We start from the raw sequence: 26,456 nt of genomic DNA, 5'->3' as shown, positions 1-26,456 counted from the left end.
CCGGTTCAGGCTAATACAATTAATGGACACGATTAGCACGCCAACGGACATCATTAGCGGAATTTGCGAACTTCAACATCAGCCGGCTTCGGAAGCGCTAGTGCCGTCGGCTCTGCGCGCCGCTTCACGCGACCGGATGCGCTTCTTTGCACTGGCGCTGCTATGTCGGAAACGATAGCTCTCGTTGCCGGTCTCCACGATGTGGCAGTGGTGCGTCAGCCGATCCAGCAATGCCGTGGTCATCTTCGCGTCGCCGAACACACTGGACCATTCAGCGAAATCCAAATTCGTTGTGACTGCAACGCTCGTGTGCTCGTACAGGCGGCTTAGAAGATGAAACAGCAGCGCCCCGCCGGCCTGGCTGAAGGGCAAATACCCGAGTTCGTCCAGAATGACGAGATCGAGACGCAGCAAACTCGCCGCGATCCTCCCGGCGCGACCCTGCGCCTTTTCCTGCTCCAGTGCATTGGCCAGATCCACGGTCGAGTAGAAGCGCACGCGCTTGCCGTGGTGCATGATCCCGGACACGCCGATGGCCGTCGCCAGATGCGATTTCCCGGACCCCGGCCCGCCGACCAGAACCAGGTTGTGTGCGCCCTCGGTGAACGTCATGCTGGCCAGTTGCATGACGAGCTGGCGATCGACCGGCGAGCCCTCGAAGTCGAAGCCGGCGATATCGCGATGCACCGGGAACTTCGCCGCGTTCATCTGGTGGCTGACCGAACGCACGGCCCGATCCGCACTCTCGGCCTGCAGCAGCCGTTCAAGCAGCCACTGCGAAGACGCCAACTCAACGTTACCCTGTTCGAGCAGTTCGGCCCAGCTGGCAGCCATGCCATGCAGCCGCAACTGTTTGAGTTCGACGATCAGATCACGCATGACCGGCCTCCGGCTGTTGCAGCGCCGGGCGCAGCCCGTCGTAGCGCGATGTGTCGGCCAGCGGCGGTGTCGTCAGTTGTAGCGCCGTATCGATCTTCGGCGGCATCTGCACACTGCGCATGCGCGACAGCACGTTCACCACATGTTCGACGCTGACGCGCCCGGAGGGCGGCGCCTGCTCAAGTGCCAGCTCGACGGCAATCAGCACGGCGTCCAGGCCGCTTTCCGGCACCAACGCCAGAACCTTCGCCATCACGCGCTCGCCGCCCGTCTCGCGCAGCAGCGCCCGGCGCAGGCGTTGCAGCGGTTCGGGCATATCCAGGAACGGCGCGCCGTTGCGCAGTGCGCCGGGCTTGCGCTGGATCAGCGGGATGTAATGCTGCCAGTCGTATCGCACCAGACCTTCGTCGGCCAGCCGTTCGTGCTCGGCCACCACGGCATCATCGCCCACCACAACGACGCGGCCCGGATAGAGCCGCGTGCTGAGCATCTGGCCTGCAAATTCGCATGGTACCGAGTAGCGGTTGCGTCCGACCACCACCAGGCAGGTCGACGACACCCGGGCCGCGCGTTCAACGTAACCGTCAAACGGTGTCGGCATCGGCATCAGATGGGCCACCTCCTGCTCGAATACGTCGGCAACGCTCAGGTCCCGATAGTCCGGATGCTTCACCTGCTCCCACAACGATCGGCACCGGCTCGCCAGCCATGCATTCAGATCGGCGAAACTGCCGAATCGCTGCTCACGCGCTTCAATCCAGATACGCCGGCGGCTGTCCTGCACGTTCTTCTCGACGACGCCTTTCTCCCAGCCGCTGGCCACGTTGCAGAAGTCCGCGTCAAACAGGTAGTGCGCGCACATCACCGCAAAGCGCGAATTGACGGTGCGGCCCTTGCCTTTGTGGACCTTGTCGACCGCCGTCTTCATATTGTCGTAGATGCCACGGCGTGCCACCCCGCCGAAGGCCGTGAACGAGCGTGTATGGGCGTCGAACAGCATCTCGTGACCCTGGCTCGGGTAGGCCACGAGCCAGAACGCCCGCGACGCGCACAGCTTCATGTGCGACACCTGCAGCTTGCGGTAAATGCCGCCGATAACCAGTCCTTCCTCGGACCAGTCAAACTGAAATGCTTCGCCCAGCTCGAATTGCAACGGCACAAACGCCGACTTCAATACCGCCTGGCCTTCGCCTTGCCGCCAGGCCCGGATGAAGTCGGTCACCCGCGAATAGCAGCCATCGTAGCCGCTCGCCCTGATCTCGTGGAACAGCATCCAGGCGGTGCGCCGCTCTTTCTTCGGTCGTCGTGCGTCCACGCTGAGCGCCTGCACGAGTGCCTCATGAAACGGCGTCAGCCGGGTCGACTGTGAGCGCCGCTGATACTTCGGTTCTTCCTGAACCTCCATGTTCAGGTATTTGCTAATCGTGTTGCGCGACAGGCTTGTGAGACGCGCTATCTCGCGGACCGACTTGTTCTGGCGGTGGAACATCCGCCGCACCTTGCCAATCATCGTCATCGGGATCATCCCCAAACACCCTGCCTGAAAAACTAGCAGGATAGGTTGATTACCCGGCTCAGTTTTCAGTCGGCGCGATCCCTACAAGTGGCTCAATTTTCGGTCGGCGTAAACACGCAAGGGCTATCACAAGACGCTGACTGCGATTGCCAACAAGCATGCACGGATGTTGTGGGCGATGCTCGCGAAGGATGAGCGTTACGATGCCGATGCCTGGCAACGCCACCCCATGCATCCACCGTTACCGGCCACCACCTGACCTGATTGACCGCAAATTCAACTACTGCTCGACGCGATAGCAAGACGAGGTCGGACCGAACGGGAGAAGAACCCGAGGATTCTGTTGGCGAGTCGTTACCGCATGACGCTCAATGCCTCATGCCTGTTCGCCGGTTTTCAAATAGGGTTCTCCTGGGCGGCTCATATCGTGGCCCGCCCGATACGTCTCGGGCAACAAGGCCGTTTGCAAATACGCAGTCTGTTCCTGATATTGCTTTCGACACGACAGCGGCAGCCGACTTGAGGAAAGTGAAATGACTACACCAACAGGCCCACCGGCATGTAGGCACCCACTCTCTGCTCGCATCAAAAAATCGAACCCCACTCTTGACTCTCGGGGGAAGTCCTTGCAAACACGATCCGAGTGGCACCGGACGTTCGAATGGCCTCATGACCTCCCGCTCGAAAGGCCATAATTGGCCGATCGGGTGAACTCGCCAATGGCCGCTCATGGGCGCTCTGGTTCGCAAAAACTGAATTCAGCTGACTGACCGGTTTGGAGAAGGTCATCTGGCCGGAGTGGTCGGTCTATGTCTTTTACGTCGTGCGTAAAACGCGCACGGTCGGCCCCGGCGCCGCCCCAAAAATCGGTGTGATCGTGCTAGCGACCGTGGCCGTCAGTCTCGCCGCAGACAGAGTTGGCGCAATCACTCGGCGACGCTCGCATTGCGCGCTTTTCCGACACTGACATGGCGAGTTGGCATACACCTGACAATATCGACACGATCTGGCCATCGCCTACCTGCCCGAACCATCTCGGCACGTCTCTTGCACGTTCGCTGGCGTCATGCGTGAGTTGTGGAATATCGCTCCAGACTGCGGCAATAGCGTTGCCGCGCGATGACTCCCGCTTGCCGATTGAACCGGCTCGTTTGGCTGCAAGCCGAAAACAGTTTTGGATAACCTAATGAGGATTACAAAATGCAAAGTAAACAGCACGTGATGGGGGACAGGGATCATCGCGCCTGGGTGGGTCCACCTGATTATTACGACCGCTTGGGTGCCGTGCAATTCGTTACATTGCTTCTGCTGGGGTTGAGAGAGGAACACTTTTTATTGGATATCGGATGCGGTTCACTGCGTGGAGGCAGGTTCCCTTTGATGTACCTCAATCCCGATCGCTATTTCGGCATTGAACCGGAAGAATGGTGTCTTCGGCAAGGCATCGAGGCGGAGGTTGGCTCCGCACTTGTCACTTTGAAGCGACCACGATTTTCATTCAATTCTGATTTAAATACAACCAGTTTCAATTGCCAGTTTGACTACATAATTGCCGCCGGCATATTCATGCACGCGAGTAAAACGCAAATTACAAGGTGCTTAAAATCAGTGTCGCGGAGTTTGCGAGCTAATGGGAAATTTGTGGCGGCTTTTCTGGCGGGAGGTTCAGACAGCAGCTGCGCACACTGGTCGTATCCGGCGGTTCAGTATTACAAGGCTTCAACCCTTCGTTTGCTCGCGGAGGAATGTGGATTAGAGCTCGTCCTCCTCGATGCTCCGCACCCACTAGGGCATCAATGGGTTGTTCTAACACATATGAAGGACCAGCAACACGTTAATCATCACCTTGGACTCGATGCGTTCTCGTGGGAAGAATATCTTTCGTTTCAGTTATCGAAACGAGGAATAGCTCCCAAGAGTCATGAAGGCTATTTGCGTCATGACCTGAGCAGGGTCATTCGCAGCGACGACGAATCTGTTGTTCCGCAAGCGAGATTGTCGTCATCTGAGCGACCAATCGACGACGCTGCGGCTCACATAATGGAGACCTAGGGCGCGCGCCAAAGCGCCGTTGTGGCGATTGTCGCCGTGCGATTCTTGACAATCGGCAAGGCTGAATGTCTGTGCGGCAGGCTCGCGAGCGCCGGGGGCGCGCATAACGTTCTTGCTTCCCCTCGCTGTTGAGAAATCGGTAGTTGGCTGCCGCCCCCTGAACCAGAGGCTAACTACGTTGCGACAGCGCATGATGGGCGGGACCGTTGGCTACGCTTCGCCGTGGGATGTGAAAATACACACGGTTGGCACAACCACTTTCGAATCTAGCAGTTCGGCGGAGCCCAATTCACGGAAACGGATGCAGACGCTTTTTAAGGTGTGGCAGGCGACGGTCTTAATGCCTCGCTCCGAGGGAGGTCTTTGATGTCACAGGTTGCAAAAACAAGGCTATCAAGAGCTGGCACCGTGGACAAAGCGCCGGCAACCCGCTATCCGATATCGAAGATCCACCAGACGTTACGTGATCGGATCTGCACGCTGTATTATCCCCCCGGCACCGTACTGCGCGAGACGGCGCTTGCGGATGAATTCCACGTCAGTCGCACACCGATTCGGCAGAATCTTCAGAGGCTCGCATATGAAGGCCTCGTGGAAACAAGAAATGGCATCGGTACGGTAGTCACGGGCGGTGATCTCCGGGAATATCGTGACACTTACGCATTCCGGCTAAGGTTGAGCGAGATTCTTGGCGACTTTTGTTCTCCAGCAGACGCTCCCCACGCGCTCGAGCGGATGCAACAGCTGGCGGTTAAAGCGACGACGCTGCAACACGAGCCACCGAATCCAGGAGCATTCTGGCAGGTCCTCGATGAGTTGCATTCCGTAATCAACGGCCTCATAACGAACGGACAAGTGCGCCAAACGCATAACCGCTGTTACGTGCAAGTCTCACGGCTCAGGCTGAATATTGTGGAACTTTTATGGGACGAAGAACTTAGGAGTCTTAATAGGGAGCTGGACGAATGCTGCTTGGCGCTGCGCGCTGGGGACATGCGCGCTCTTGGACTTGTGCAACGCAACCACATCTCGTTCGGTCTCGCACGCATCGCTCGGTTGATCTCATAGTGTGCCGGACAGGTCGTGTAGTTTGGTCGGTGCCGCGGTGCTGTAATTCGAAAATGCACCAATACAGAAATGAAGACCCGCCCACACAGCCTGACAGGATCACGATGTTCGCGTTCCTCAGGATGTCGTAACTGCTCTTGCCTGATATCGGTACCCGGGTAGAACTTCAGGCGCTTGCAGCCTATCGGAAGCCCTCGTCCTGGCTACATATTCGGATAATTCGGCCCGCCGCCGCCTTCAGGTGTCACCCACACGATGTTCTGCGTCGGGTCCTTGATGTCGCAGGTCTTGCAGTGCACGCAGTTCTGCGCGTTGATCAAGAGCCGCTCGCTGCCGTCGTCGTTCTTCACGAACTCATACACGGCGGCCGGGCAGTAACGCGACTCCGGTCCCGCATAGGTCTGCCAGTTCACGTTCACCGGCACCGTCGGATCCTTCAGCGTCAGATGCGCGGGCTGGTTCTCCTCGTGATTCGTGTTCGAGATGAACACCGAAGAAAGCCGGTCGAACGTCAGCTTGCCATCCGGCTTCGGATACGTGATCGGCTTGCACTGCGACGCGGGCTTGAGCATCTCGTGGTCCCAATGCTGGTGATGCAGCGTCCACGGCACATTGCCGCCGAGCACCTTCTGTTCGATGCCGACCATCAGCGTGCCCAGGTACAAGCCCTTGCTCATCCACTGCTTGAAGTTGCGCGCCTTGTAGAGCTCCGTGTGCAGCCAGGAAGTCTTGAACGACTCGGGGTAGGCCGCCAGCTCGTCGTGATGACGACCGGCCTGCACGGCGTCGAACGCGGCGTTTGCGGCGAGCATGCCGGTCTTGATCGCCGCGTGCGAGCCCTTGATGCGCGAAGCGTTCAGGAAGCCCGCGTCGTCGCCGACCAGCGCGCCGCCCGGGAACACGAGCTTCGGCAGCGACATCAGCCCGCCCGCGGTGATCGCGCGCGCGCCGTACGACACGCGCTTGCCGCCTTCGAGAAAATGGCGGATCGCCGGGTGCGTCTTGTAGCGCTGGAATTCCTCGAACGGCGACAGGTACGGGTTCGTGTAGCCGAGACCGACCACGAAGCCGACCACCACCTGGTTGTTGTCCATGTGATAGAGGAACGAGCCGCCATACGTGTCGGCCTGAAGCGGCCAGCCGGCCGTGTGCATCACCAGCCCCGGCTTGTGCTTCGCCGGGTCGATCTCCCACAGCTCCTTGATGCCGATGCCGTAGACCTGCGGATCGACGCCCTCGCGCAGCCTGAATTTATCGTTCAGCTGACGGCCCAGATGTCCGCGCGCGCCTTCGCAGAAGAGCGTGTATTTCGCGTGCAGTTCCATGCCGAGCTGGAAGTTGTCCGTCGGCTGGCCGTCCTTGCCGATGCCCAGATTGCCGGTCGCAACGCCTTTCACCGAGCCGTCGTTGTTGTAGAGGATTTCCGCGGCGGGAAAACCGGGGAAAATCTCGACACCCAGCGCTTCGGCCTGCTGGCCCAGCCAGCGCGTGACGTTCGCGAGGCTGATCACGTAGTTGCCGTGATTCCTGAAGTTGTCCGGCAGCGCCCAGTTCGGCACGCTTTTCGAGCCGGTGTCGCTCAGAAAGAGGAAGCGGTCTTCCGTCACTTCAACATCTAAAGGCGCGCCTTTTTCCTTCCAGTCGGGAATGAGTTCGGTGATGGCGCGCGGGTCCATGACCGCGCCGGAGAGAACATGCGCCCCGATCTCCGAGCCTTTTTCCAGCACGCAGACGCCAAGCTCGACGCCTTCTTCCGCCGCCCGCTGCTTCAGGCGGATCGCCGCGGCAAGGCCAGCCGGGCCGCCGCCGACGATCACGACGTCGTATTCCATCGACTCACGCGCGTTCTGCGCGGATGCAAGTTGTGAGGTCATGCTCAAGACATTTCTTGTAAAGGTTATTCTCAGCCTACCCGCTTTGAAGTCGAACAGCGCTCACATAAGCGAAGCTTATGGAGCACAAACTGGCAACGCTCCAGGATTCGGGACCGAGCTACCTCTAGCCATCAGCCGAAGAGATAGGCATATGTGGCGATTAAAACCAGTATTCCGACGATCTCCCCCACCACAGACGCTACTGGTTTCGGAGCGAACAGCCGTACAAGGCCTCTCGTCGAAAGGCCAGACAGAAATGCGATGGTGATCGACGCTATCGCTAAATATGCGCCATGCGCGAATGCCAGCAATTGAATTTTGCATCCCGTGGACAACCTTGACGACCCAAATAATGCCACGGGACAAAGTCACCGTACGTGGTCCTCGCCTATTCGAACAACCCACTTATGACCTTTCATCAGAATTGCTTATTGAAGCATTGGCGACCGCCTTCGGGTGCAGACTCTGATCATCGTTTCTGTCAAAGGACATGGCCGTGAACAACTACGATGTTGTCGTAATTGGAGCTGGGGTGATCGGCACCTCGGTCGCGTTTCACCTACAAAAGCTGGGCGCCAGAAACGTGCTGGTGCTCGACCGCGCGACCATTGGCGCAGGCACGACGTCACAATCGTCTGGCATTCTGCGAACGCATTATTCGGTAAAGGAAAACGTCGAATTGGCGCGTAAGTCGTGGTCGGTGTTCAACGATTTCGCTGCCTATCTTGGCGACGAAGAAGCTTCTTGCGGCCTGGTCAAGTGCGGCTACATGATCGTCTCGGCGGATAACGAAAAACTTGCGCCGCTCCGTGCATCGCTGGAGCAACAGAAGGCCCAGGGTATTCCCCTTGAACTGCTCGATGCGCAGCAGGCAAAAGAACGCATGCCGATTGCCACCTTCGACGACGCCGCGCTAATCGGCTATGAACCGGAAGCTGGGTTCGCGGATGCATATCTCACTGCAACCAGCTTCGCACGCGCCGCGCGACGTGGCGGCGTGACGATCCGCGAGAACGTTACTGTGAACAGGCTGTTGATCGAGAACGGAAAGGTGGTGGGCGTGTCGACGAGCGTGGGCGATTTCAGTACGGGCGCCGTTATCAGCACGCAAAACATCTGGACGCCGGAGCTGGCTGGCTGGACCGGCAGGACGCTCCCACTTGCGCCGGAACGTCACGCAGTTCTTGCGCTCGAGTGCCCCGAAGCGCCCTACACTTTCCAGATGCCGGTATTCAAGGATCTCGCATCGGAAGGCATGCTGTATTACCGCAGTTACGGCGGGAACCAGATGCTGGTCAGCGAAGGAGTGGTCGGCGAGAAACTGAGCACGGCAGACACCGAACAGGGAGACATCCCGATGGACTATGTCGTCGATGTCGGCGCACAGGTCGCCGAGCGTTTCCCGGCATACGAGACGGCAGGCATCGCATCTTCGTGGACCGGTGTTTATGACGTGACGCCGGACTGGAACCCCGTGCTCGGCACGCTGCCAGGTATCGATGGCCTGGTGGTCGGCTATGGCTTCTCGGGCCACGGCTTCAAGCTTTCGCCCACGGTTGGGAAGATACTCGCACAGGCTGCGCTGGGTCAGCCGACAGATGTCTCGCTCAAACCGTACTCTATCGAGCGGTTCGCCACCGGCGAGCTGCTGACCGGCAAGTATGGCCTCGGCGCTGTTTCGTGAAGTGCCAGCGTCTGTCGGACTGGCGGTCCGGCCACTCGCTTGCATAGCACCGCAAGCCTGGCGCAATGGCCAAGGTACGACACGTACCCTGGCAGAGGCCGCTGACGGAGGCTGGCGTATCAGCCTCGCCAACGTCGAACGCGATGGCTCATATTCGCGATTCGTCGGTATGAACCGCGTGTCGCTTGTCGTTCGGGGTGTAGGCGTCACGCTAAATGCCGGCTCGAGGCGCGTAGACATGCGACACGGATGTGTGTCGGCGGAATATGACGGAGACGCGATCTGGCAAGCTAGTCTGCTTGACGGGCCAGTCCTGAAACTCAACGCAATCGTCGCGCGAGAGCGCTACACCGCTCGCATCGTGGTCCTACGGGAACCAATGCATCTACCGTCCGGATGCCTCGCGCTCGTGCTGACCCTGCATGGAGCCAGCATGGTGCGTGCACGCGATCGCTGCGAAACGTTCTTGCTTCCTGAAGCATATGTCTACACGCGCCCAGAAAACGGCGGCGCGTTCGACATCGAGGCAGCCCGCAACGAGGAACGATACGAGCTGAACGGCGAGGCGCTCGACGAAGCTCAGGCGCCCTACGCGGCACTCGTCATTATCGAACAGACAGCGCGCAGATGACATGCGCGCGCTCCCAAATTCACCCCCGAGCAACGAGGAAACTAGGCATGAAGGTCATGGCAGCAGTTAAACGCGTTGTCGACTACAACGTAAAGGTCCGCGTGAAGGCTGATCAGACGGGCGTCGACATAGGGAACGTAAAGATGTCGATTAATCCTTTTGACGAGATCGCCGTCGAGGCGGCGACTCGCCTGAAGGAGGCTGGAGTCGCTCATGACGTGGTCGCGGTCACTTGCGGCCCCGCGCAAAGCGGCGAGACTCTGCGTACGGCGCTCGCTATCGGTGCCGATCGCGCTCTGCATATCCAGACTGAAGCTGAACTGCAACCGCTGGGGGTCGCGAAGCTGCTGAAGGCCGTGGTCGAGCGCGAACAACCGCAGCTCGTCATTCTCGGCAAGCAGGCCATTGACGACGACGCCGGTCAGACCGGCCAAATGCTCGCTGCACTTCTCGACTGGCCGCAAGCCACATTCGCAAGCGCTATCGAGATCGAGGGCAACGTCGCCACTGTTACCCGGGAAGTGGACGGCGGCCTCGAAGTGCTTCAGCTGGATCTTCCGGCCATCGTAACGACTGACTTGCGGCTGAACGAGCCACGTTACGTGACGCTACCCAACATCATGAAAGCGAAGAAGAAACCGATGGACACGATCACGCCGGCCGATCTCGGCGTGGATCCCGCGCCGCGGCTGAAGACGCTGAAAGTCGCAGAGCCGGCCGCCCGCAAGGCGGGAGTACGCGTGGCGGACGTCGCCACATTGATCGACAAACTGAAGAATGAAGCAAAGGTGATCTGATGACCACACTCGTCATTGCGGAACACAGAGACGCGGCGGTCACATCCGCCACACTGCACACAGTCAACGCCGCGCGCCAGCTCAATAACGGCGTGCACATGCTTGTCACAGGTTATAACGCGCATCCCGTCGCCGAAGCCGCAGCCAGAATCGAAGGCGTCGACGTCGTCATTCTGATCGATGCGCCTATTCTGGCCGATGGCCTGGCGGAAAACATCGCCGCACAGGTGATTGCACTGGCGCCGTCTTATACACATGTGTTGTTCGCTGCGACTGCTGCGGGCAAGACCGTCGCACCGCGCGTTGCTGCAAAACTCGACGCATCACAGATCTCGGACGTCATCGCCATTCATTCGGCCGATACGTTCGACCGTCCGATCTATGCAGGCAACGCCATCGCAACCGTGCAGTGCGACGATGCGATCAAGGTAGCGACGATCCGCACTACCGCTTTCGACGCCGCGCCCGCGACTGGCGGCAGCGCATCAATTGTCACGCTCGGAGCTGCTGAAGGTACACGCCGTGTGCGTTTCGTGCGTCGCGAAGTCGCTGAAAACGAGCGGCCGGAACTAACGTCAGCACGAATCGTCATCTCGGGTGGGCGCGGTATGGGTAGTGCGGAGAACTTTGCGCTGCTCGATCCGCTGGCACAGAAGCTCGGTGCGGCGGTAGGTGCGTCACGAGCCGCGGTGGACTCGGGTTTCGCTCCGAATGACTGGCAGGTAGGACAGACCGGCAAGATCGTCGCTCCGCAGTTGTATATCGCTGTGGGCATTTCCGGTGCGATCCAGCATCTGGCCGGCATGAAGGACTCAAAAGTCATAGTCGCTGTGAATAAGGATGCAGAAGCGCCGATCTTTGGAATTGCAGATTATGGGCTGGTCGGCGATCTCTTTTCTGCATTACCGAAGCTAACGAGCCAGATCTGACGCTCGCGATGAGCCCTTCATCATGGGCCGCCGTTCGCTACGGTGGCCCAATCCCTTTTTTCGTCATTCCCCGCGATAGCTATCCGACCGCAAGCCAGCTAGCGCTACATGGCGGAATCTCCTGCCGCGTCAAGCTTTCGCTTCGCACGCCAACCGAGGCCGGCGGAAGCAGCACGGTCTCCATATTGCCGAATAAGACGCACTTGAGTATGCGCCGAACCTTTGGATAGCATGCAAGCACAGTTGCGGACAGCGAGCCGCGATCTGGCAGCAGCACTATCGGCAGTTTCGTGCTGCCGGACACAATCGAAAAACTACCACTAGTCTATACACCGGGCGGTTCGATATCGGATCAAGACTTAGCATGGACATCAGGCAGCCCTTTGCGCGGTCGCGCTGCCGGCGGGCTACATGCATCTGCCGACGTATCGGCGATCAATTACGGATGTGAAGGCTTGAACGACCGCGGCGAATTTGAGGATATGCCCCCCGCACCTTGACATGCTCAACGCGACGCATGTCAGGCGCGCGCCAACGAGTTGAATTCCTGAAGCAGATAGCAGCAACGGCTGGGGCTCAATGCACGTGGGTGCTCTCGTGCGGTAGTCCACCCGCACGCCCTCTTCTGGCGCCTCACCGAACATGCGCCGCTCTTTTTCTCAGCGCGCCCATCAACCACATCAAAACAAGCGAAAGCACAATCCAAAGCGTTGCCGCTGCAAGAATAGCCGGGCTGATCTGCTCCCGAAGTCCAGACCACATCTGTCTTGGCAGTGTGAAATACTGCGGACTTGGAAGAAGGAAAAGCGCGAAAACTACCTCGTCAAACGATGTGATAAACGCGAGTACCGCGCCGGCCGTCACGCCTGGCATGATGAGCGGAAGCGTTACCTTTCGAAACACCATCCAGGGCGGCGCCCCCATGATGGCGCCCGCCCGTTCAAAGGATCGATCGAGGCCGCTCACAGAGGCAAGCACCGTAACTACAACGAAGGGGATGCCAAGCGCGGTGTGCGCTGCAATGAGACCCCACAAGTTATCAACGAGCCCTACCTTTGCGAATACGAAGTAAGTTCCCGCTCCGGTGACAATCGTTGGTACAACCATCGGTGCGAGAATGAAGCTCATGAGGAGCGACCTGCCGGGCAGCAAACGCTGCCTCAGGCCCAGCGCTGCTGCTGTGCCAATGGACGCAGAAAGAGCCGTTGTGGCAACGCCCACAATGAGGCTGTTCTTGACCGAAAGCAGCCACCGTGGGTTGTCGAAAAACGATTCATACCACCGAAGCGACCACGCATCAGCTTGCAAATGCAACATCGCTCGAGAGAAGGTGAAATAGGGTTCCGCGTTGAACGAAAGAGGGATGATGACAAGAACCGGCGCGACGAGGAAAAGAAAGATTGTCGTGCACATTACGGCAAAAAGTATGCTCCATCCCCTTTCGACGGGAGAACGAAACGGCTGGCTATGGACGTTCATGGTTACCCCATCTTGAGATTTTCCGCGCCAACCATTCGGTTGTACACGAAGTAGAGCGCGAGCACCGCAACAAGTAGCACGATGCTGAGCGCTGCCGCCAGCCCCCAGTTCAACGAAGTCTGTATATTGAAAGCGATCATGTTCGAAATCATCTGGCCAGACTGTCCGCCGACAAGTGCAGGCGTGATGTAATAACCTAGAGCAAGGATCAGTACCAGCAAACCACCGGCGCCTACTCCTGGCAAAGTAATCGGAAAATAAACTTTCCAGAACGAAACGAACCGCCCTGCTCCAAGAGATTGTGCAGCTCGCATGTAGCTAGGTGGAACGGCAACCATTACGCTGTACAGCGGCAGAATGAAGAACGGCAACAGAATATGTGTCATGGAGATCAGTGTGCCCGCTAGGTTATAGATCAACATGACACGGTTGTGGTCATTGACCACTCCGGCCAGAACGAGAAGATCGTTGACCACTCCTTGAGATTGCAACATCACCATCCATGCGGTGACGCGAACAAGCATTGACGTCCAGAAAGGCACCAGCACCAGAATCATCAATTTGTTCGCAGTGGACTTCGATCGTGTCGCCATGAGGTAGGCAATCGGATACCCCAGCACAGCGCACAACGCGGTAACGGCGACGGCAACCAGGAACGTTTTCAGGTAGAGCGAGCGATAGATTCTGCTGTCTTCCGGTTGCGACACGATACTGCCTTGCTCATCGCGTCGGAAGTCGAGCGCCGCCAGGTAATTATCTAGCGTGAACGGTCGCGTCGCGCGTGCAAGCATCGGTATCACGCCGGGATCAGTCCATACCGGATCCACGTTCGCGAACCACTGAGCGGTCGGTGCTTCATCAGCAGTGGCAGCGCGCCGCGCCGTACGTTCAACGACAGATCGAAGCCCCGAGCGTTCGGCATTCAGTCGGCTCGCGACCAGACCGATCTTGCCATTTTCTCTTGCAGTAACGAGGTCACGGGCCAGCGCTTTCCACATCTGACCTGCCGCGTCCCTGGAACCGGCATCGAGGGCTCGAGCCGTCGCCGGAAGAAGGTCGCGCAGCGTTGCATCGTAGACGCTGACCTCAAACATCTTCGCGATCGGCACGACAAAGGTCAGCAGCAGGAACACGATCACCGGCAGCACAAGCAGAAAAGATTTTCGCGTCTCGCGGCGCCTCGCCTTCTGGACCCGGCTCTTTAACGTAGCGCCCCATTGTTCCTCATGGGAATCGTCAGGGCCGCTCTCAGCTATTGTCACCGGATTCATGTCGGGCCTCCCGCAGCCAGCAGCGCGCGGCTGTCAACCGAGCGCCAGCCAATGGGTAGCGTCTGTCCTGAGCGAAGAGATCCGAGGCTGGACGTGTTCGCGACTTTCACTGAAATTTCGTTGCCGCTCGGAATCTTGCATGTCAGTCGGACGTGATCGCCAAAGTAGGTCGACTCAATGATCTCCGAGTCCACACGGTTCTCGAACGCCGTTTCGTGCGAGGCAATCACTACGCGCTCGGGACGCAACACCAGAGACACGCGCGACCCCGACGGCAGCGGCTTTGCAGTGAGTGCCTCAAACTGGCACTCTCCGTGAGTGACTTTTGCGCGGAAGTCGCCGTCCGCCGACGCGTAACATTCGCGTACGACACCGTCCAGCAGATTGTTGTCGCCAACGAACCGCGACACAAACTCGGTGTTTGGGGATTCATAAATCTCGGTGGGCGGACCGATCTGTTCGATGATTCCATTGTTGAAGATTGCGACCCGGTCAGACATGGCCAGCGCTTCATCCTGATCGTGGGTGACATAGACCACCGTCACGCCAAGCATCTTGTGCAGATGCTTGATTTCCGTTTGCATGTGCTCGCGAAGCTGTTTATCCAGAGCACCAAGAGGCTCGTCCATCAGCACCAGGGTGGGCTCGAAGACCAAGGCACGGGCCAGCGCGATCCGCTGCTGCTGGCCACCAGAGAGCTGAGCCGGCCGACGGGAAGCGAATGCCTGCATCTTCACCATTTCCAACGCCGTTGCTACTTTTTTCGCGATCTGGTCTTTGGGAACCTTTCTCGCTGCAAGTGGAAACGCCACGTTGTCTGCGATCGACATATGAGGAAACAGCGCATAGTTCTGGAAGACCATGCCAATGCCCCGTCTATGCGGCGGCGTCGTTGTCAGATTCACACCGTCGATGCTAATCGTCCCAGCAGTCGGCGCCTCAAAACCCGCGAGCATCATCAAGGTTGTCGTTTTGCCGGATCCCGACGGGCCAAGCAGGGTCAGAAACTCGCCCCGCCTGACCGTAAGGGAGAGCGATTTCACCACTTGGGTGCTCCCGTCGTAGCTCTTTTCGACCTGCGAGAATACGACGTGGTCCCCGTCGGCCACTCTCGAACTTCCATTTCGCTGCTGGGAAACGTTTCGCATTTGCGTTACCTTGATCCTTAGCGGGCCATCCAGGCGGCCCAGCGCCGGTTAATTTCGTCCTGCTCATCGTTCCAGAATGCAGTGTCGTTCGCGAGGCCGACCTTCAGATTGGCGGGCGACGTCGGCAGGTTGTCCCGCAAGGACGCGTCAACAAGCTGAAGTGCCGAGCGGCGCGCGGGCGCGTAGCTGATGTACTTCGTCTGACTTGCAAGCTGCGGCGACGATGTCGCATACCGGATGAAATCGAGTGCGGCCGCCTTGTTTTTGCTCGCCTTGGAGATCGCAAAGACATCTCCGTTGATGATCTGTCCTTGCCAGACGATGCCGAACGGTTTCTTTTCTTTGGTAATAGCGTCGGTGAATCGTCCATTACCGCCTTCGGTCATCGCGACTTCACCGTCGGCAAGAAGTTGAACCGACTGCGCCTGCGCTCCCCAGAACACCGCACTTGGCTTGATCGTGTCGAGTTTCTTGAAGGCGCGCTCAAGTCCTGCCGGCGTTCGCAGCGTCGCGTAGACCTTGTCGCGAGGCACGCCATCCGCCATCAGGGCCCATTCCAGATTTCCGTTCGGTTTATTGCTGAGGCCCCGTTTCCCCGGGAATTTTTTCAGATCGAAGAAGTCTGCGATCGTCGTCGGTTGCGCTCCGGAGAACTTTCTCTTGTCGTATGCGATCACGTTGGACCAGAGAATGGTTCCCACACCACAGTCCAGCAATGAGCCGTCTACGAAGTCGGCCGATGCAGGCTTGCCATCCTGTGAAGGAGTAAGGGAACTCGCCTTGATGGGGTCGATCAATCCCTCGTCGCAGGCTCGCGCGGCATCCTGAAACTCAAGGTCAATGACGTCCCAAGCCCCAGATCCCGCCTGTACCTGGGAGCGCAGCTCCGCGAGACCGCCGTTGTAATCGGCCGGCAGGATCTTGGTGCCGGTCTTCGCGGTGTAAGGCTCAAAGAAGGCCTTGGACTGGCTGGCGGTATATGCCCCACCGAAAGATGCGATGACCAGTTGTTGAGCATGAGCCGATGTAGCTGGCAGAACTGCTGCCAGGACGGCAAACAGGCACGCCCGTGCTTGCTTCGATGTATTTCCGATTTTCATACATACCTCTCTCGACGATACGTTAAGGGTCATTGTCACGAGCTAGCAGGCGTTTAGACCTGCGCCAAGTCCTTCTCCAAATGCCGGGCCAACTGGAGAACCCACTTGTCCGCACCTGCGGCGCCGACAAGTTGCACACTTACTGGGAGCCCTCTGTCATCCTGTCCTGATGGTAGTGCAACTGCCGGCGCTCCGACGAGGTTGAAAAACGAGGTGTAAAGTGTCAGCGCATTCCCGACGGGACACAGCTGCTCGCCTATCGGCACCCTCGTGCTCCCGATCTCAGGGGCGACAATTGGACAGGTAGGTGTGAGAATTACGTCGACATTGTCGAGCTGGCGCGAGAAAGAGCTTCGATATTCGGTCAGAAGCCTTTGACATTGCACGTAACTCTCAGCGGACAACTGCTGACCTAATACAAAACCACTCCTGATATCGGCACCATACTTTTCCCCGCACGTATCGATCAACGGCGAATGATAGGCGAGCGCCTCCGCGAGCTGGATCGTGAGCGACACTGCTCGAGATTCGGCGGCATCGGGCAACTTGATCTCGTGAAAACGGGCTCCCAACCCGCGCAGCGCAGCCACGGCCGACTCATAACCGGCTCTGACCGAGGGTTGAAGAACGAGAGCCGCGTCGGGCAGTACGCCCACCCTGAGCGACCTTGCGCACTCGACGGGACTGAATGTATCCAGGTCGGTCAGCCATCCCGTAACAATCGACACGTCGTCCGCGCTTGCAGCAATGATCCCCACGTGGTCCAACGTCCAGCAAAACGGTATTACTCCCGTCGAGTCGAGCAGTCCAAAAGACGGCTTGAATCCGGTGACGCCGCACAGCGCGGCAGGAACGCGCACTGAGCCGCCGGTATCGGTGCCCAACGCAAATGGCACGATGCCGGCTGCCACAGCTGCGGCGGATCCCCCGCTGGACCCGCCAGCCAATCGACTCCGGTCCCACGGGTTGACTGTTGTGCCAGAGAACTGGTTTTCGCCGGTCGCGCCATAGGCAAACTCGTGCATATTCGCTTTGCCAATCAGGACAGCGCCAGCATCCGCAAGCTTTCGAACGACTACGGAATCTTCCGTTGGATAGTGCTCCGCAAATACCCGGCTCCCGGCCGTTGTCCGGATGCCTGCTGTGTTGAAGGCATCCTTTGCGACGTAGGGAACGCCGTCCAGCAATCCTAACGAAGCCCCGCGGCGACGCCGATCATCCGCCGCCGCCGCTTGCTCCCAACCGCGTTCACTGGTCACGGTTATCAGGCTTTTCAGCCATGAATTGGTCGCCTCCGCAAGCGCCAGACTATGCGCGATAAACTCAGACGACGTAGCGTCGCCATTGGCTAGCACTCGCGACATATCTCTGAGGTTTGTGCCCCGTACCGCTGTCATGATTGCGTACCCTCGGCCCACGGCGGCGCCACGTCGCCGAGATCTTTTGCCCGAATCGCCGCAAGCCGCCCGACGAGACTGGACAGGTCCGATACCACGCCGAAACGCGGGTCCACCAGCTCAGCGAGGTCTTTTTCGGTCCAGCGACTGCCGAAGAATTCCCGGTTGACCGCGATGAGGGTCTTCAGTGCGATTCCATCAGCCATGATCTTCACACCACCGCCAGCTCGCGAGGATAGTTGGTCAGGTATTCGAAGCCATCCGTCGTAACAACTATCGAATCGCCGACTCGCCCGCCAAACTCGCCTTCGATGGTGATGCCGCCATCGACCGCGAACGTCATGCCTGCCTCAAGCGTGCGCTGTTCGCCGCGCTTGAGTTCCGGCGTTTCGAGGAACGAATATCCGATCGAACGTCCGGTGCGATATCCCGGCGCAAAGCCCGCGTCCTTGTACACCTGCTCAGCAGCCGCATTCACATCTTCGCACCGTACTCCGGGCCTGATCTGCGCCAGTGCGGCCTGTTGCGCCGCTACCGCCGCTTCGTAGACGCGAGCCTGCTCGTCGGTCACCGACCCAACGAAGAACTCGCGGTCGAATCCAAGCTTGTAGTTCTTGAAGTTGGCGATTCCGCAGAAACACAGATACACCGGGTCGCCTCGCTTTAACGTGCGAACCGAGGATCTGCGGTGCACGAGGCAGACGTCGCGCCCCGACTGGAGGATCTGCAGGTTGTAAATGGTCGGGGACACAAATCTGTCCTTGTGCTCATCCAGGAATGACGCTGCTTTACGCGTTCCGGCGGCGACGACAGCCAACGCGATTTCATATTCGGGTACGCCTTCCCGGATCACCTGTTTCGCTGCTTCGACCATTGCCACTGCAACCTGACCTGCCTGCTTCATCGTGGCGATTTCGCTCGAGGTCTTGATCGTCCGAAGATCGAAGATGATCTGACCGACATCGACAATGTGGTCCGCATCGACAGGCAGCGCCGCTGCCACGAGCGGCGGCATCTTTGCGCGCTCGACACCGAGGCGTTTAACCTTCGACGCCGCGAGCACTTCCCGCAGCGGCTTGCGCCACTCGTCGTCAATGCCGTCACACCAGGGACGGATGTCCTTGATCCATGTCATCAGCGAGCACATCTCCGATTCCATCAGAGGAGTAATCAGCACCGGGTCGCGATCTTGCGAAACGACCAGCAAGGTTGGCCTGCCGAAATCCATTCCAAGGTAGTTCCAGAAGCCGCCGAAATAGGCCACTGCATCGGGGTCGCTGATCAGGGCAACGTCAATATTTGCGACGCGGAGTGCATCGCGCAGTTTGCTTACCCGGCCTTCGTATTCGCTCACAGTTCCTCCGTCTCGTTAGCTGTATGCAGCAAGTACACAGCTCTACTCTAGGAACAACAATTTTCACTGTCAAGTACTGGATTCGCCCAGGATAAGCACGGTATCCAACCGAGGGAATCGGTTCGATAAACGCAGAAATCTTGTTTTTGTTCAGTTACTTAGCACAACGTTATGCCAAGCGCCTCACGTAACGCACGGCGCGCGGACCTATAAGTGAAAATTATTTCCAACTATCGCAGATCTCGACTAATCTGTTGCTGTGTACAGGTTGCGTATAGCTGTGACTTGTAGTTATCATTGGGCACACGCCGCGCTGGTGCGGCACTGACCGGACGCTCCATCACCGCAACAGCGTCCAGCGAGGAACATCAATGGCACGCGTGGTTAAATTGAAGGGCCAAACGCCGCGACCGGCAGCCAAAGCCACGGCTCCTCGTGGCCAGGCGTCTGACATCTACCTGACCGTTCGCGATCGCATCTGTAGTCTCCACTATCCGCCGGGCACCTTGCTCGGAGAAAACGTGCTGGCTGAAGAATTTCAGGTGAGCCGTACGCCCATTCGTCAGGTGTTGCAGCGACTTGAATATGAAGGCCTGGTCGAAACGAAAAACGGCGTCGGGACGATTGTTAGCGGGGTCGATTTCCGCGAGTACAGGGATACGTACAATTTCCGCCTGCGATTGAGCGAGATGCTGGGAGATTTCTGCTCGCCCCTCGACGCCCCACAGGCGCTCGAGCGCATTGAAAGCCTCATCCCCCGAGCCAACGCGTTGCTAAACGGCCCCAGGAATTTCGATGAGTTCTGGTCGATCTTGCATGAGTTACATTTCGCGATCAATGAGCTGATCAGAAATAAGGAGCTGAGGCAGACGCACGACAGGTGCTATTTTCAGGCATCACGCGTTTGGTACAACTTTGTCAGAGACCTCTGGGAAGAGGAGGTTGAATACCTTAACCGAGAACTCGAAGAGTGCTGCCGCGCGCTGCGCGCCGCCGATATGCGTGCTCTAGGCCTGGTTCAGCGGAATTACATTTCATTTGGACTCGCGCGAATCGCCCGCTTCATTACCGGTTAGGCCACCGCTCCATCGCTGCAGGCGTCAAGAACATCTCCCTCATTTCCAATCCTATATAAAGGAGTACGTATTGTGAGCAACCTTGTTGAATTCAAGGCTGAGTTTGACCAGGGCCGACACAATCGCGCCAAAGCAGGCTTTGTGCTGCTCGCGACCGAGCAAACGATCGAAGATGACATGTTCACCCTTCTCCCGAAAGGCGTCGGAATCCATTTCACGCGAGTCCCCAATCCTGACAGCATCACGCGGGAATTCCTCGACAACATTGCTAGCAGCCTCGCCGAGTCTGCGGCGCGGATTCTTCCGGACGGCAGTCTGGATGTTATTTGCTACAGCTGCACGTCTGGAAGTCTGGTTGTCGGCGAAAAGAAGGTCTTCGCAGAATTGTCGCGAGGCGCCCCGAATGCAAAGACGACAAGCATGGTAACAGCCGTCATTCGCGGTCTGCGGGCGGTCGGCGCGAGGCGTATCGTCATCGGCACGCCGTATCTGGACGAAATCAACGAGATGGAGAAAATCTACCTGGAAAACGAGGGCTTCGAAGTTCTGGCAATCCATGGACTCCAGCTCGAAAAAGACAGCGACATGGTGCGCGTGACTCCGAATAGCATTGTGCAAATGGCGCTGTATCTCGACCGTCCGGACGCTGATGCAATCTTCATTAGTTGTGGGGCACTTAGATCGATCGAAGTCATCGAAGAGATCGAGCAAATAACCGGCAAGCCCGTCATTACCAGTAATCAGGCTGTTGCGTGGGATGTTATGCGACTCGCTGGCATCGAGGACCGCATCAGGGGCTTCGGACGGCTGCTGTCCGAGCACTAGGCAACACTCGGTGGGATTGCTGCTGGTGTGACGGCGACATTGCTATCTTTTTCCGACTTTGATCGGTATCACAAACCCATCGCATGTTTTTTGACCAGGCAACATCCGATGACACGACCTCGACCAACCATCGACTTGCGGGCTCTTGAAGCATTCGTCGCCGTCTGCGAAACGGGTTCGATGACCGCAGCCGGCAAGCGGCTGCAGGTCAGTCAAAGTGCCATCAGCCAATCAATCGCATCCCTCGAACGCGAGCAGAGCACGGAGCTCCTAGACCGGGAGAGCCGGCCGCCCCGGCCCAATCTCGCTGGCCGCGCTCTGCTCGAGCTGGCCCGGCCCCTGTTGAAGCATGCACAAGATGTCAGCAGCAAGCTTAGGGACACGTCGCGAGGCGAGACCCTGCCGGTTCGACTTGGATGCGTTGACTCGTTCGCTGCCACCGTCGGTCCGGAGCTGATTCGCGCCATGTCCGGATCAACCCGTCAAATTGAAATGTGGTCTGGGCTTACACCAGCCCTTTCAGCGCAAATTCATCAGCGCGAGGTGGACGTCGTGGTTTGCACTCAGACCACAATTACCGACACACGACTGGTCGAAGTTCCGCTTTTATCAGAGGCTTTTCTCGCGGTCGCTTCTCGCCGCTGGTTCGAGAGGCATAAGGGAGCAAATCCCGAATGGGGAAGCCTGGCTGCCGAACTGCCGCTGATTCGATACACGGCGCGTTCAGTAATTGGGCAGCAGATTGAGCGGTTAGCTCGACATCTGAACATCGGCAGCGCTCGTCATTACGAATTCGATGCGACGGACCCGCTGCTGAGCCTTGTCAGCGCAAACCTCGGTTTTGCCATTTCCACACCGCTCTGCCTTTGGCAAGCGCGCCACTATCTTGACACTTTAGTCGTATTTCCTCTTCCTAGGAGCCATCTGAGTCGGCGGGATTTTTTCATTTTGCACAGGCGTGCCGAGTGGGACGAACTCGTGGACCAGATCTCGGCCCTTACCGGAAACGTCCTCGACGAGCTGATCCGTCCAGCGCTCAAAAAACTGTTACCGCAGATGCCCGCGACCGCGCTACAACAGTCAAACATAATGAGGACTCGTCGTGACAAAAGTATATGATTTGACGCGAGGGAACGCCCCGCTACTTATTTCGATTCCCCATCTCGGGACAAACATCCCAGACGAGCTGCGAGAGAAATACACCGACGCCGCGCTAAGGCTTGCCGACAGTGACTGGCATCTCGACAAACTCTACGAGTTCGCGCATAAGCTCGGGGCGACGGTCATGAGTGCGCACCTGTCCCGCTATGTCATCGATTTGAACAGACCATCTTTTGACGAGAGTCTTTATCCCGGGCAACAGACCACCGGCTTATGTCCGGAGCAGACGTTCCGTGGCGAGACTGTCTATCGCGATAGGCAGACTCCGACGGCAGATGAAAAGAATTTGCGAGTAAAGTCATACTGGCAACCGTACCATGATCGCCTTGCAGAAGAACTGCGTCGACTTCGCGAGGAACATCCGCATGTACTTCTGTGGGAAGCGCATTCGATTGCGAGCGTTCTACCGCGGCTGTTCCAGGGCAAACTCCCAGATCTGAATATCGGAACGCAGGACGGCCGCACTGCGGCCGATTCGGTACTTCAAGCTGCAATCAGTGCTGCAGCGGAAAGCGGGTATTCCTGGATTAGCAACGGCCGATTCAAGGGCGGGTTTATCACCCGTCATTACGGAGTCCCGTCATCCGGTATCCATGCCATCCAGCTTGAGATGTGTCAGAGTACTTACATGGACGAAAATCTTCCGTTTCACCTAATCCCGGATCGCGCGCGGCTGGTTATACCAACATTGGAAACAATGGTCGGCAGGTCGCTGGATGCAGTCAGTGCGTTGTGAGATGGCCCCGTTGCGGTATTCAAAAAGCGTCCGGCCACTGCAATGTCAAATCGATGTGGGCAAGCAGCGAAGGCCCAATTACCGGAACTCGCCGGCGTAAAGCACCTGTTCGCAAAGACGTCGGCTCGGGTGAACAATCGCGCTGAAAATAGTCACCCGCCCACGCGCCACAATGCAGGGTTTCCGCGAGCCACGTCGCAGGCAGCCATGGAACACAACCCAAGGCAAGATTGTCCGCATGATACATGTCGGGCAAATCTGCAATTTCTTTTCACAATATCACATTCTTGAAAACTGATACGCTGGCTCGAAGTAAGCGGCTCAGCGCGGCCGTTTCTCGATTCGCGCGCGCGTGAGGCATGATGGTGTTGACGTGGTGGAATCCGTCTAGATCACGGGAGATCGTGTCCATGATCTAGGCCGATCATGGACACGATCTCTCCAGACTTATCCAGATCTATCCGGTTAGCGGTGTAGATGGGGCCGGCGGAGTCAGTTTGCCGGCCACGTTCCAAGGTAGCAATTCGTCGATGCGAGTAATCTTGTGATCAGCGATATGGGTCAGGACGTATTCTAGGTAGGCACGCGGGTTGACTCCGTTGAGCTTGCACGTCGCAATCAAGCTATACATCGCTGCGGCGCGCTCGCCACCACTGTCGGAGCCCAGGAACAGATAGTTTCGCCGATTATGCCGATCTCGGCATGGTCTTATGCGCACCTGCGGATTATGCTGAGCGAGAGTAGCGGCCCCCGAATCGTCGGGGAGTCCGCCACGCACGACTGGACATAATCAAAGCGCCTCCATGAACTTCAGCAGCGTATCCGGTGGCCGGTAGCGGGAGCGATGGGTTTTCAGTGGAGCGATGGCTGCCAGGGCGCGCTCTTTCATTGCCAGATCCGCTTCGATGTATCCGTGTGTTGTTGACGGACTCTCATGTCCAAGCCAAAGTGCAATGACCGTGATGTCGACGCCAGACTGCAGCAGGTGCATTGCGGTCGTGTGCCGCATCTCTTCAAAGATATAGTCGACACACGCATGCGACCCACGCACTGGCCCGTGGGGCGGAACTGACGACCGTGCGCGACAACCTCCGTCATGCCTCGATCGCGACCACGTCGATCTACCTGCAGAGTGATGACATCAAGCGGGCGCGTCAGATGGACCAGGCATTTGTGACGCGATAGGTTGCGGCCGTCACCGCGCAGTGCCCGCTAAACCAGGCATCTTGGCGGCTTTGCGGTAAGCGGCTCAGTTGGGCCGTTCGTCCATTCGCGTGCGCGTAAAGCATGATGGTGAACTGGAGCTGCCGGTCAGGTGGAGGGATCTGGCGGACTGCCTGGCGTGTGCAGCTTGTCGGCCACACGCCAAGGCAGGAGCTCGTCGATGCGATTGATTTTGTGACCGGCGATATGGGTTAGCACATAGTCGAGGTAGGCACGCGGATCGATGTCATTCAGTGTGCAAGTGCCAATCAGTGCGTACATCGCGGCTGCCCGTTCGCCGCCGCTGTCTGAGCCGGCGAATAAAAAATTTTTGCGACCCAGGCTTACACGACGCAGCGCGTTCTCCGCGATGTTGTTGTCGATCTCGAGCGTACCGTCTTCGCAATACAAGGTCAGTGCGCTCCACTGGTTCAGCGTGTAGTTGATCGCCTTGGCCGTATCGGACTTCGACGACAGCGTTTCGAGCTTTGCCCTGAGCCACGCTTCGTAGATTTGAAGCAGTGGTCTGGCTTTCTCCTGCCGTATTCGCAGCCGTTCGGCGGCGGGCCTGCCGCGAATGGAGGCCTCGATGTCATAGAGCCCGCCAATATATTCGAGTGCCTTTTGTGTTGTGTCAGATGGCGTGCGCACGTGGATGTCGTAGAACTTTCTCCTCGCGTGGGCATGGCATGCCGCCTCGCGTATCGAGCCATCGCGGAACAATTCGTCGAAGCCCGCATAAGCGTCCGCTTGCAGAATCCCTTTGAAGCTGGCGAGATGGGTCTGAGGGTGGACGCCTTGCCGGTTCGGCGAGTACGCGAACCAGACCGAAGCCGGTTGCGTCGAGCCCGAGCGATGATCGTCGCGCACGTAGACCCATAGCCGGCCGGTGCGGGTCTTCCTGTTGCCCGGTGAGAGCACCGGGATCGGCGTGTCATCCGCGTGCAGCTTGGTCGCGGCCACCGTGTAGCGGCGCAGCGCCTCTGTTAGCGGAGCGCACAGTGCCTCGCACTGGCCGACCCAGCGGCCCATACTGGCCCGGTCAAGCGCCACCCCGTCGCGCGCCGCGATCGCTGATTGCCGGTACAACGGCTGGTGGTCTGCGTACTTCGAGACGAGGATGTCTGCCAGCAAGCTCGGATGGGCGATACTCCGCTCGATCGGCAGGCCGGGCATCGGCGCCTGGGTGATCGTGCTGCAGCATGGGCAAACCAGTTTGCGCCGGATCGTGCGAATGACCTTGAACGCCGCTGCGACCCGGGCGAGTTGTTCGGATTCGTCCTTGCCGAGTACCTGCATTGGTTGACCGCAATCCGGGCAACCTGATTCAGGCTCGAGCACATGATCCTCGCGCGGCAGATGCGCGGGAAGCGCTTGCCTGGAAGCCGCTTCGTCCGTCGTTGCATTCGAGGTGGACGCATTTGCACCGCGCGCCTGCGCACGCTGCACATCCACAACGCCGCGTCCGGCGGCCAGATCCTCAAGTTGAGTCTCGAGCGTCTCGATTTGCCGCTGCAGCTGCTCGGACTTGCGACCGAACTGCATACGCCTGAGCTTGTCGATCTGGGCCTTGAGCTGCTCAATCTCGACATCGCGTTCGGCAAGCAGACTACGGGCCTCGACCAGCAAGGCCTTCAGGAGTTCGACATCGTCAGGAAGATCGGCGCCGCTCGACATGCGCCGTAGTTTACGAGTCTGCCGCGCGGTTTACAACATCGATAGTGCGGCAGTGCGACGGGGCTGTCGCCAGTCGATGCCCTCAAGCAGCATCGCCAGTTGTGCAGAGCTCAAATGGACCTTGCCACCGTCGGCCTTGGGCCATATAAAACGGCCTCGTTCAAGCCGCTTCGCGAGCAGCCAGATTCCGTCCTCCGAGGCCCAGAGAATCTTTACCAGATCGCCGCGACGGCCCCGGAAGATGTAGACGTTGCCGCCCAGCGGATTCTCCCCAAGCGCTGTTTGCACCTTCGCTGCCAACCCCTGAAACCCGCATCGCATATCGGTGACGCCAGCAGCGATCCAGATGCGCGTGCCTGCCGGTAGGGAGATCATGAGCGCAGACTACCCAGCACGATCCGCAGCATATCGGCATCAACCAGGCCGTCCACTTTAACCACCGCACGACCGATCCGGATCTCGATCGTGCCGACCGGTGATACAGGCTTTGCGCCCTGCGCTTGCGCTTCCACCGGAGCTGAAGCAATGACCTCCGTTGGCGTGTCGCTTAGCAATACGACCGGAACGATCCCGGCACACTGAGCTTGCTGATCGGCCAG

22 protein-coding genes and 7 pseudogenes are annotated in these 26,456 nt (G+C 58.4%); 14 read left to right on the top strand and 15 right to left on the bottom strand.

The window, feature by feature from the left end; all coding sequences use genetic code 11:
- Nucleotides 1-78: 78 nt before the first annotated feature.
- A complete protein-coding gene (istB, locus tag BN2475_RS23100; RefSeq protein WP_094781803.1) occupies nt 79-879 on the bottom strand; it encodes an IS21-like element helper ATPase IstB in 801 nt (266 codons plus the stop codon).
- Nucleotides 872-2,395: an IS21 family transposase gene (istA, locus tag BN2475_RS23095; protein WP_094781808.1), complete on the bottom strand. Its 1,524-nt coding sequence runs from the start codon at nt 2,393-2,395 to the stop codon at nt 872-874. The genes istB and istA overlap by 8 nt, the downstream gene beginning before the upstream one ends.
- A gap of 130 nt (nt 2,396-2,525) precedes the next feature.
- On the opposite strand from istA, the pseudogene BN2475_RS35730 reads away from it, so the two are divergent.
- From BN2475_RS35730 to BN2475_RS23085, 3 genes and pseudogenes are all read left to right on the top strand, one after another.
- Nucleotides 2,526-2,654 (top strand): annotated as a pseudogene (locus tag BN2475_RS35730) (IS110 family transposase); the annotation flags it as partial.
- Nucleotides 2,655-3,595: 941 nt separating this feature from the next.
- Nucleotides 3,596-4,447 (top strand): class I SAM-dependent methyltransferase, encoded by an 852-nt coding sequence (locus BN2475_RS33800; RefSeq protein WP_143325856.1) that lies wholly within the window; start codon nt 3,596-3,598, stop codon nt 4,445-4,447.
- 366 nt (nt 4,448-4,813) lie between these two features.
- Nucleotides 4,814-5,515, top strand: a complete 702-nt coding sequence (locus BN2475_RS23085; protein ID WP_094781807.1) for a GntR family transcriptional regulator — start codon at nt 4,814-4,816, stop codon at nt 5,513-5,515.
- A gap of 203 nt (nt 5,516-5,718) precedes the next feature.
- On the opposite strand, the gene BN2475_RS23080 is transcribed toward BN2475_RS23085, so the two are convergent.
- Nucleotides 5,719-7,389, bottom strand: coding sequence for an electron transfer flavoprotein-ubiquinone oxidoreductase (locus BN2475_RS23080; RefSeq protein WP_094781802.1), 1,671 nt, complete (start codon nt 7,387-7,389; stop codon nt 5,719-5,721).
- A 496-nt stretch (nt 7,390-7,885) separates the two neighbouring features.
- On the opposite strand from BN2475_RS23080, the gene BN2475_RS23075 reads away from it, so the two are divergent.
- The 5 genes and pseudogenes from BN2475_RS23075 to BN2475_RS23060 all read left to right on the top strand — a co-directional run bounded on the left by BN2475_RS23075 (nt 7,886) and on the right by BN2475_RS23060 (nt 11,430).
- Nucleotides 7,886-9,073, top strand: a complete 1,188-nt coding sequence (locus tag BN2475_RS23075; protein WP_094781806.1) for an NAD(P)/FAD-dependent oxidoreductase — start codon at nt 7,886-7,888, stop codon at nt 9,071-9,073.
- Nucleotides 9,051-9,440: pseudogene (locus BN2475_RS35725) on the top strand (HutD family protein); the annotation flags it as partial. The gene BN2475_RS23075 and the pseudogene BN2475_RS35725, both read left to right, overlap by 23 nt.
- 42 nt (nt 9,441-9,482) lie before the next feature.
- Nucleotides 9,483-9,704 carry a hypothetical protein gene (locus tag BN2475_RS35720; RefSeq protein WP_245841514.1) on the top strand — a complete coding sequence of 74 codons (222 nt, stop codon included), beginning with the start codon at nt 9,483-9,485 and terminating at the stop codon, nt 9,702-9,704.
- 47 nt (nt 9,705-9,751) lie between these two features.
- A complete protein-coding gene (locus BN2475_RS23065) occupies nt 9,752-10,501 on the top strand; it encodes an electron transfer flavoprotein subunit beta/FixA family protein (protein WP_094781800.1) in 750 nt (249 codons plus the stop codon).
- Nucleotides 10,501-11,430 (top strand): electron transfer flavoprotein subunit alpha/FixB family protein, encoded by a 930-nt coding sequence (locus BN2475_RS23060; protein ID WP_094781799.1) that lies wholly within the window; start codon nt 10,501-10,503, stop codon nt 11,428-11,430. The genes BN2475_RS23065 and BN2475_RS23060 overlap by 1 nt, the downstream gene beginning before the upstream one ends.
- 633 nt (nt 11,431-12,063) lie before the next feature.
- On the opposite strand, the gene BN2475_RS23055 is transcribed toward BN2475_RS23060, so the two are convergent.
- Genes BN2475_RS23055 through BN2475_RS23025 form a run of 7 tightly spaced genes read right to left on the bottom strand, consistent with a single transcriptional unit; the run spans nt 12,064 to nt 19,179 of the window.
- Nucleotides 12,064-12,909, bottom strand: coding sequence for an ABC transporter permease (locus BN2475_RS23055; RefSeq protein ID WP_094781798.1), 846 nt, complete (start codon nt 12,907-12,909; stop codon nt 12,064-12,066).
- Between the two features lie 2 nt (nt 12,910-12,911).
- Nucleotides 12,912-14,180, bottom strand: a complete 1,269-nt coding sequence (locus BN2475_RS23050) for an ABC transporter permease (protein ID WP_094781797.1) — start codon at nt 14,178-14,180, stop codon at nt 12,912-12,914.
- Nucleotides 14,177-15,328, bottom strand: a complete 1,152-nt coding sequence (locus BN2475_RS23045; RefSeq protein WP_094781796.1) for an ABC transporter ATP-binding protein — start codon at nt 15,326-15,328, stop codon at nt 14,177-14,179. The genes BN2475_RS23050 and BN2475_RS23045 overlap by 4 nt, the downstream gene beginning before the upstream one ends.
- Nucleotides 15,329-15,345: 17 nt before the next feature.
- Nucleotides 15,346-16,428 carry an ABC transporter substrate-binding protein gene (locus BN2475_RS23040; protein ID WP_094781795.1) on the bottom strand — a complete coding sequence of 361 codons (1,083 nt, stop codon included), beginning with the start codon at nt 16,426-16,428 and terminating at the stop codon, nt 15,346-15,348.
- A 53-nt stretch (nt 16,429-16,481) separates the two neighbouring features.
- Nucleotides 16,482-17,825 (bottom strand): amidase, encoded by a 1,344-nt coding sequence (locus BN2475_RS23035; protein WP_094781805.1) that lies wholly within the window; start codon nt 17,823-17,825, stop codon nt 16,482-16,484.
- A complete protein-coding gene (locus BN2475_RS23030; RefSeq protein ID WP_094781794.1) occupies nt 17,822-18,040 on the bottom strand; it encodes a hypothetical protein in 219 nt (72 codons plus the stop codon). Before BN2475_RS23030 ends, BN2475_RS23035 begins: the two co-directional genes overlap by 4 nt.
- A complete protein-coding gene (locus BN2475_RS23025; protein ID WP_094781793.1) occupies nt 18,037-19,179 on the bottom strand; it encodes a M24 family metallopeptidase in 1,143 nt (380 codons plus the stop codon). The genes BN2475_RS23030 and BN2475_RS23025 overlap by 4 nt, the downstream gene beginning before the upstream one ends.
- 371 nt (nt 19,180-19,550) lie before the next feature.
- Here BN2475_RS23025 and BN2475_RS23020 point away from each other — a divergent pair, with 371 nt between their 5' ends.
- The 5 genes and pseudogenes from BN2475_RS23020 to BN2475_RS35715 all read left to right on the top strand — a co-directional run.
- Nucleotides 19,551-20,255 (top strand): GntR family transcriptional regulator, encoded by a 705-nt coding sequence (locus BN2475_RS23020; RefSeq protein WP_094781792.1) that lies wholly within the window; start codon nt 19,551-19,553, stop codon nt 20,253-20,255.
- Nucleotides 20,256-20,327: 72 nt separating this feature from the next.
- Nucleotides 20,328-21,080, top strand: coding sequence for a maleate cis-trans isomerase family protein (locus BN2475_RS23015; protein ID WP_094781791.1), 753 nt, complete (start codon nt 20,328-20,330; stop codon nt 21,078-21,080).
- Nucleotides 21,081-21,188: 108 nt separating this feature from the next.
- On the top strand, nt 21,189-22,199 hold the full coding sequence (locus tag BN2475_RS23010) for a LysR family transcriptional regulator (RefSeq protein ID WP_094781790.1): 1,011 nt from the start codon (nt 21,189-21,191) through the stop codon (nt 22,197-22,199).
- A complete protein-coding gene (hutG, locus tag BN2475_RS23005) occupies nt 22,183-22,977 on the top strand; it encodes an N-formylglutamate deformylase (protein ID WP_094781789.1) in 795 nt (264 codons plus the stop codon). The genes BN2475_RS23010 and hutG overlap by 17 nt, the downstream gene beginning before the upstream one ends.
- 63 nt (nt 22,978-23,040) lie before the next feature.
- Nucleotides 23,041-23,209 (top strand): annotated as a pseudogene (locus tag BN2475_RS35715) (IS6 family transposase); the annotation flags it as partial.
- A gap of 225 nt (nt 23,210-23,434) precedes the next feature.
- Here BN2475_RS35715 and BN2475_RS22995 read toward each other — a convergent pair.
- Nucleotides 23,435-23,662 (bottom strand): annotated as a pseudogene (locus tag BN2475_RS22995) (transposase domain-containing protein); the annotation flags it as partial.
- A 105-nt stretch (nt 23,663-23,767) separates the two neighbouring features.
- Nucleotides 23,768-23,986, bottom strand: a pseudogene (locus BN2475_RS22990) (tyrosine-type recombinase/integrase); the annotation flags it as partial.
- An 11-nt stretch (nt 23,987-23,997) separates the two neighbouring features.
- Between BN2475_RS22990 and BN2475_RS35050 the strand changes: the two are divergent.
- A pseudogene (locus BN2475_RS35050) lies at nt 23,998-24,162 on the top strand (site-specific integrase); the annotation flags it as partial.
- Nucleotides 24,163-24,288: 126 nt separating this feature from the next.
- Here the strand turns inward: BN2475_RS35050 and tnpC are convergent.
- From tnpC to BN2475_RS22970, 3 genes and pseudogenes are all read right to left on the bottom strand, one after another.
- Nucleotides 24,289-25,857: an IS66 family transposase gene (gene tnpC, locus BN2475_RS22980; protein WP_094781788.1), complete on the bottom strand. Its 1,569-nt coding sequence runs from the start codon at nt 25,855-25,857 to the stop codon at nt 24,289-24,291.
- 30 nt (nt 25,858-25,887) lie between these two features.
- The gene (tnpB, locus tag BN2475_RS22975; protein ID WP_094781787.1) at nt 25,888-26,232 is read right to left on the bottom strand and encodes an IS66 family insertion sequence element accessory protein TnpB; all 345 of its coding nucleotides are present in this window, start codon (nt 26,230-26,232) and stop codon (nt 25,888-25,890) included.
- A pseudogene (locus BN2475_RS22970) lies at nt 26,229-26,456 on the bottom strand (IS66-like element accessory protein TnpA); the annotation flags it as partial. The gene tnpB and the pseudogene BN2475_RS22970, both read right to left, overlap by 4 nt.

Origin of the sequence: Paraburkholderia ribeironis, from assembly GCF_900019265.1 — a bacterium.
Taxonomy (GTDB): Bacteria; Pseudomonadota; Gammaproteobacteria; order Burkholderiales; family Burkholderiaceae; genus Paraburkholderia; species Paraburkholderia ribeironis.
The sequence above is the reverse complement of the archived record's forward strand: the minus strand, read 5'-3'. Positions and strand labels throughout refer to the sequence as shown.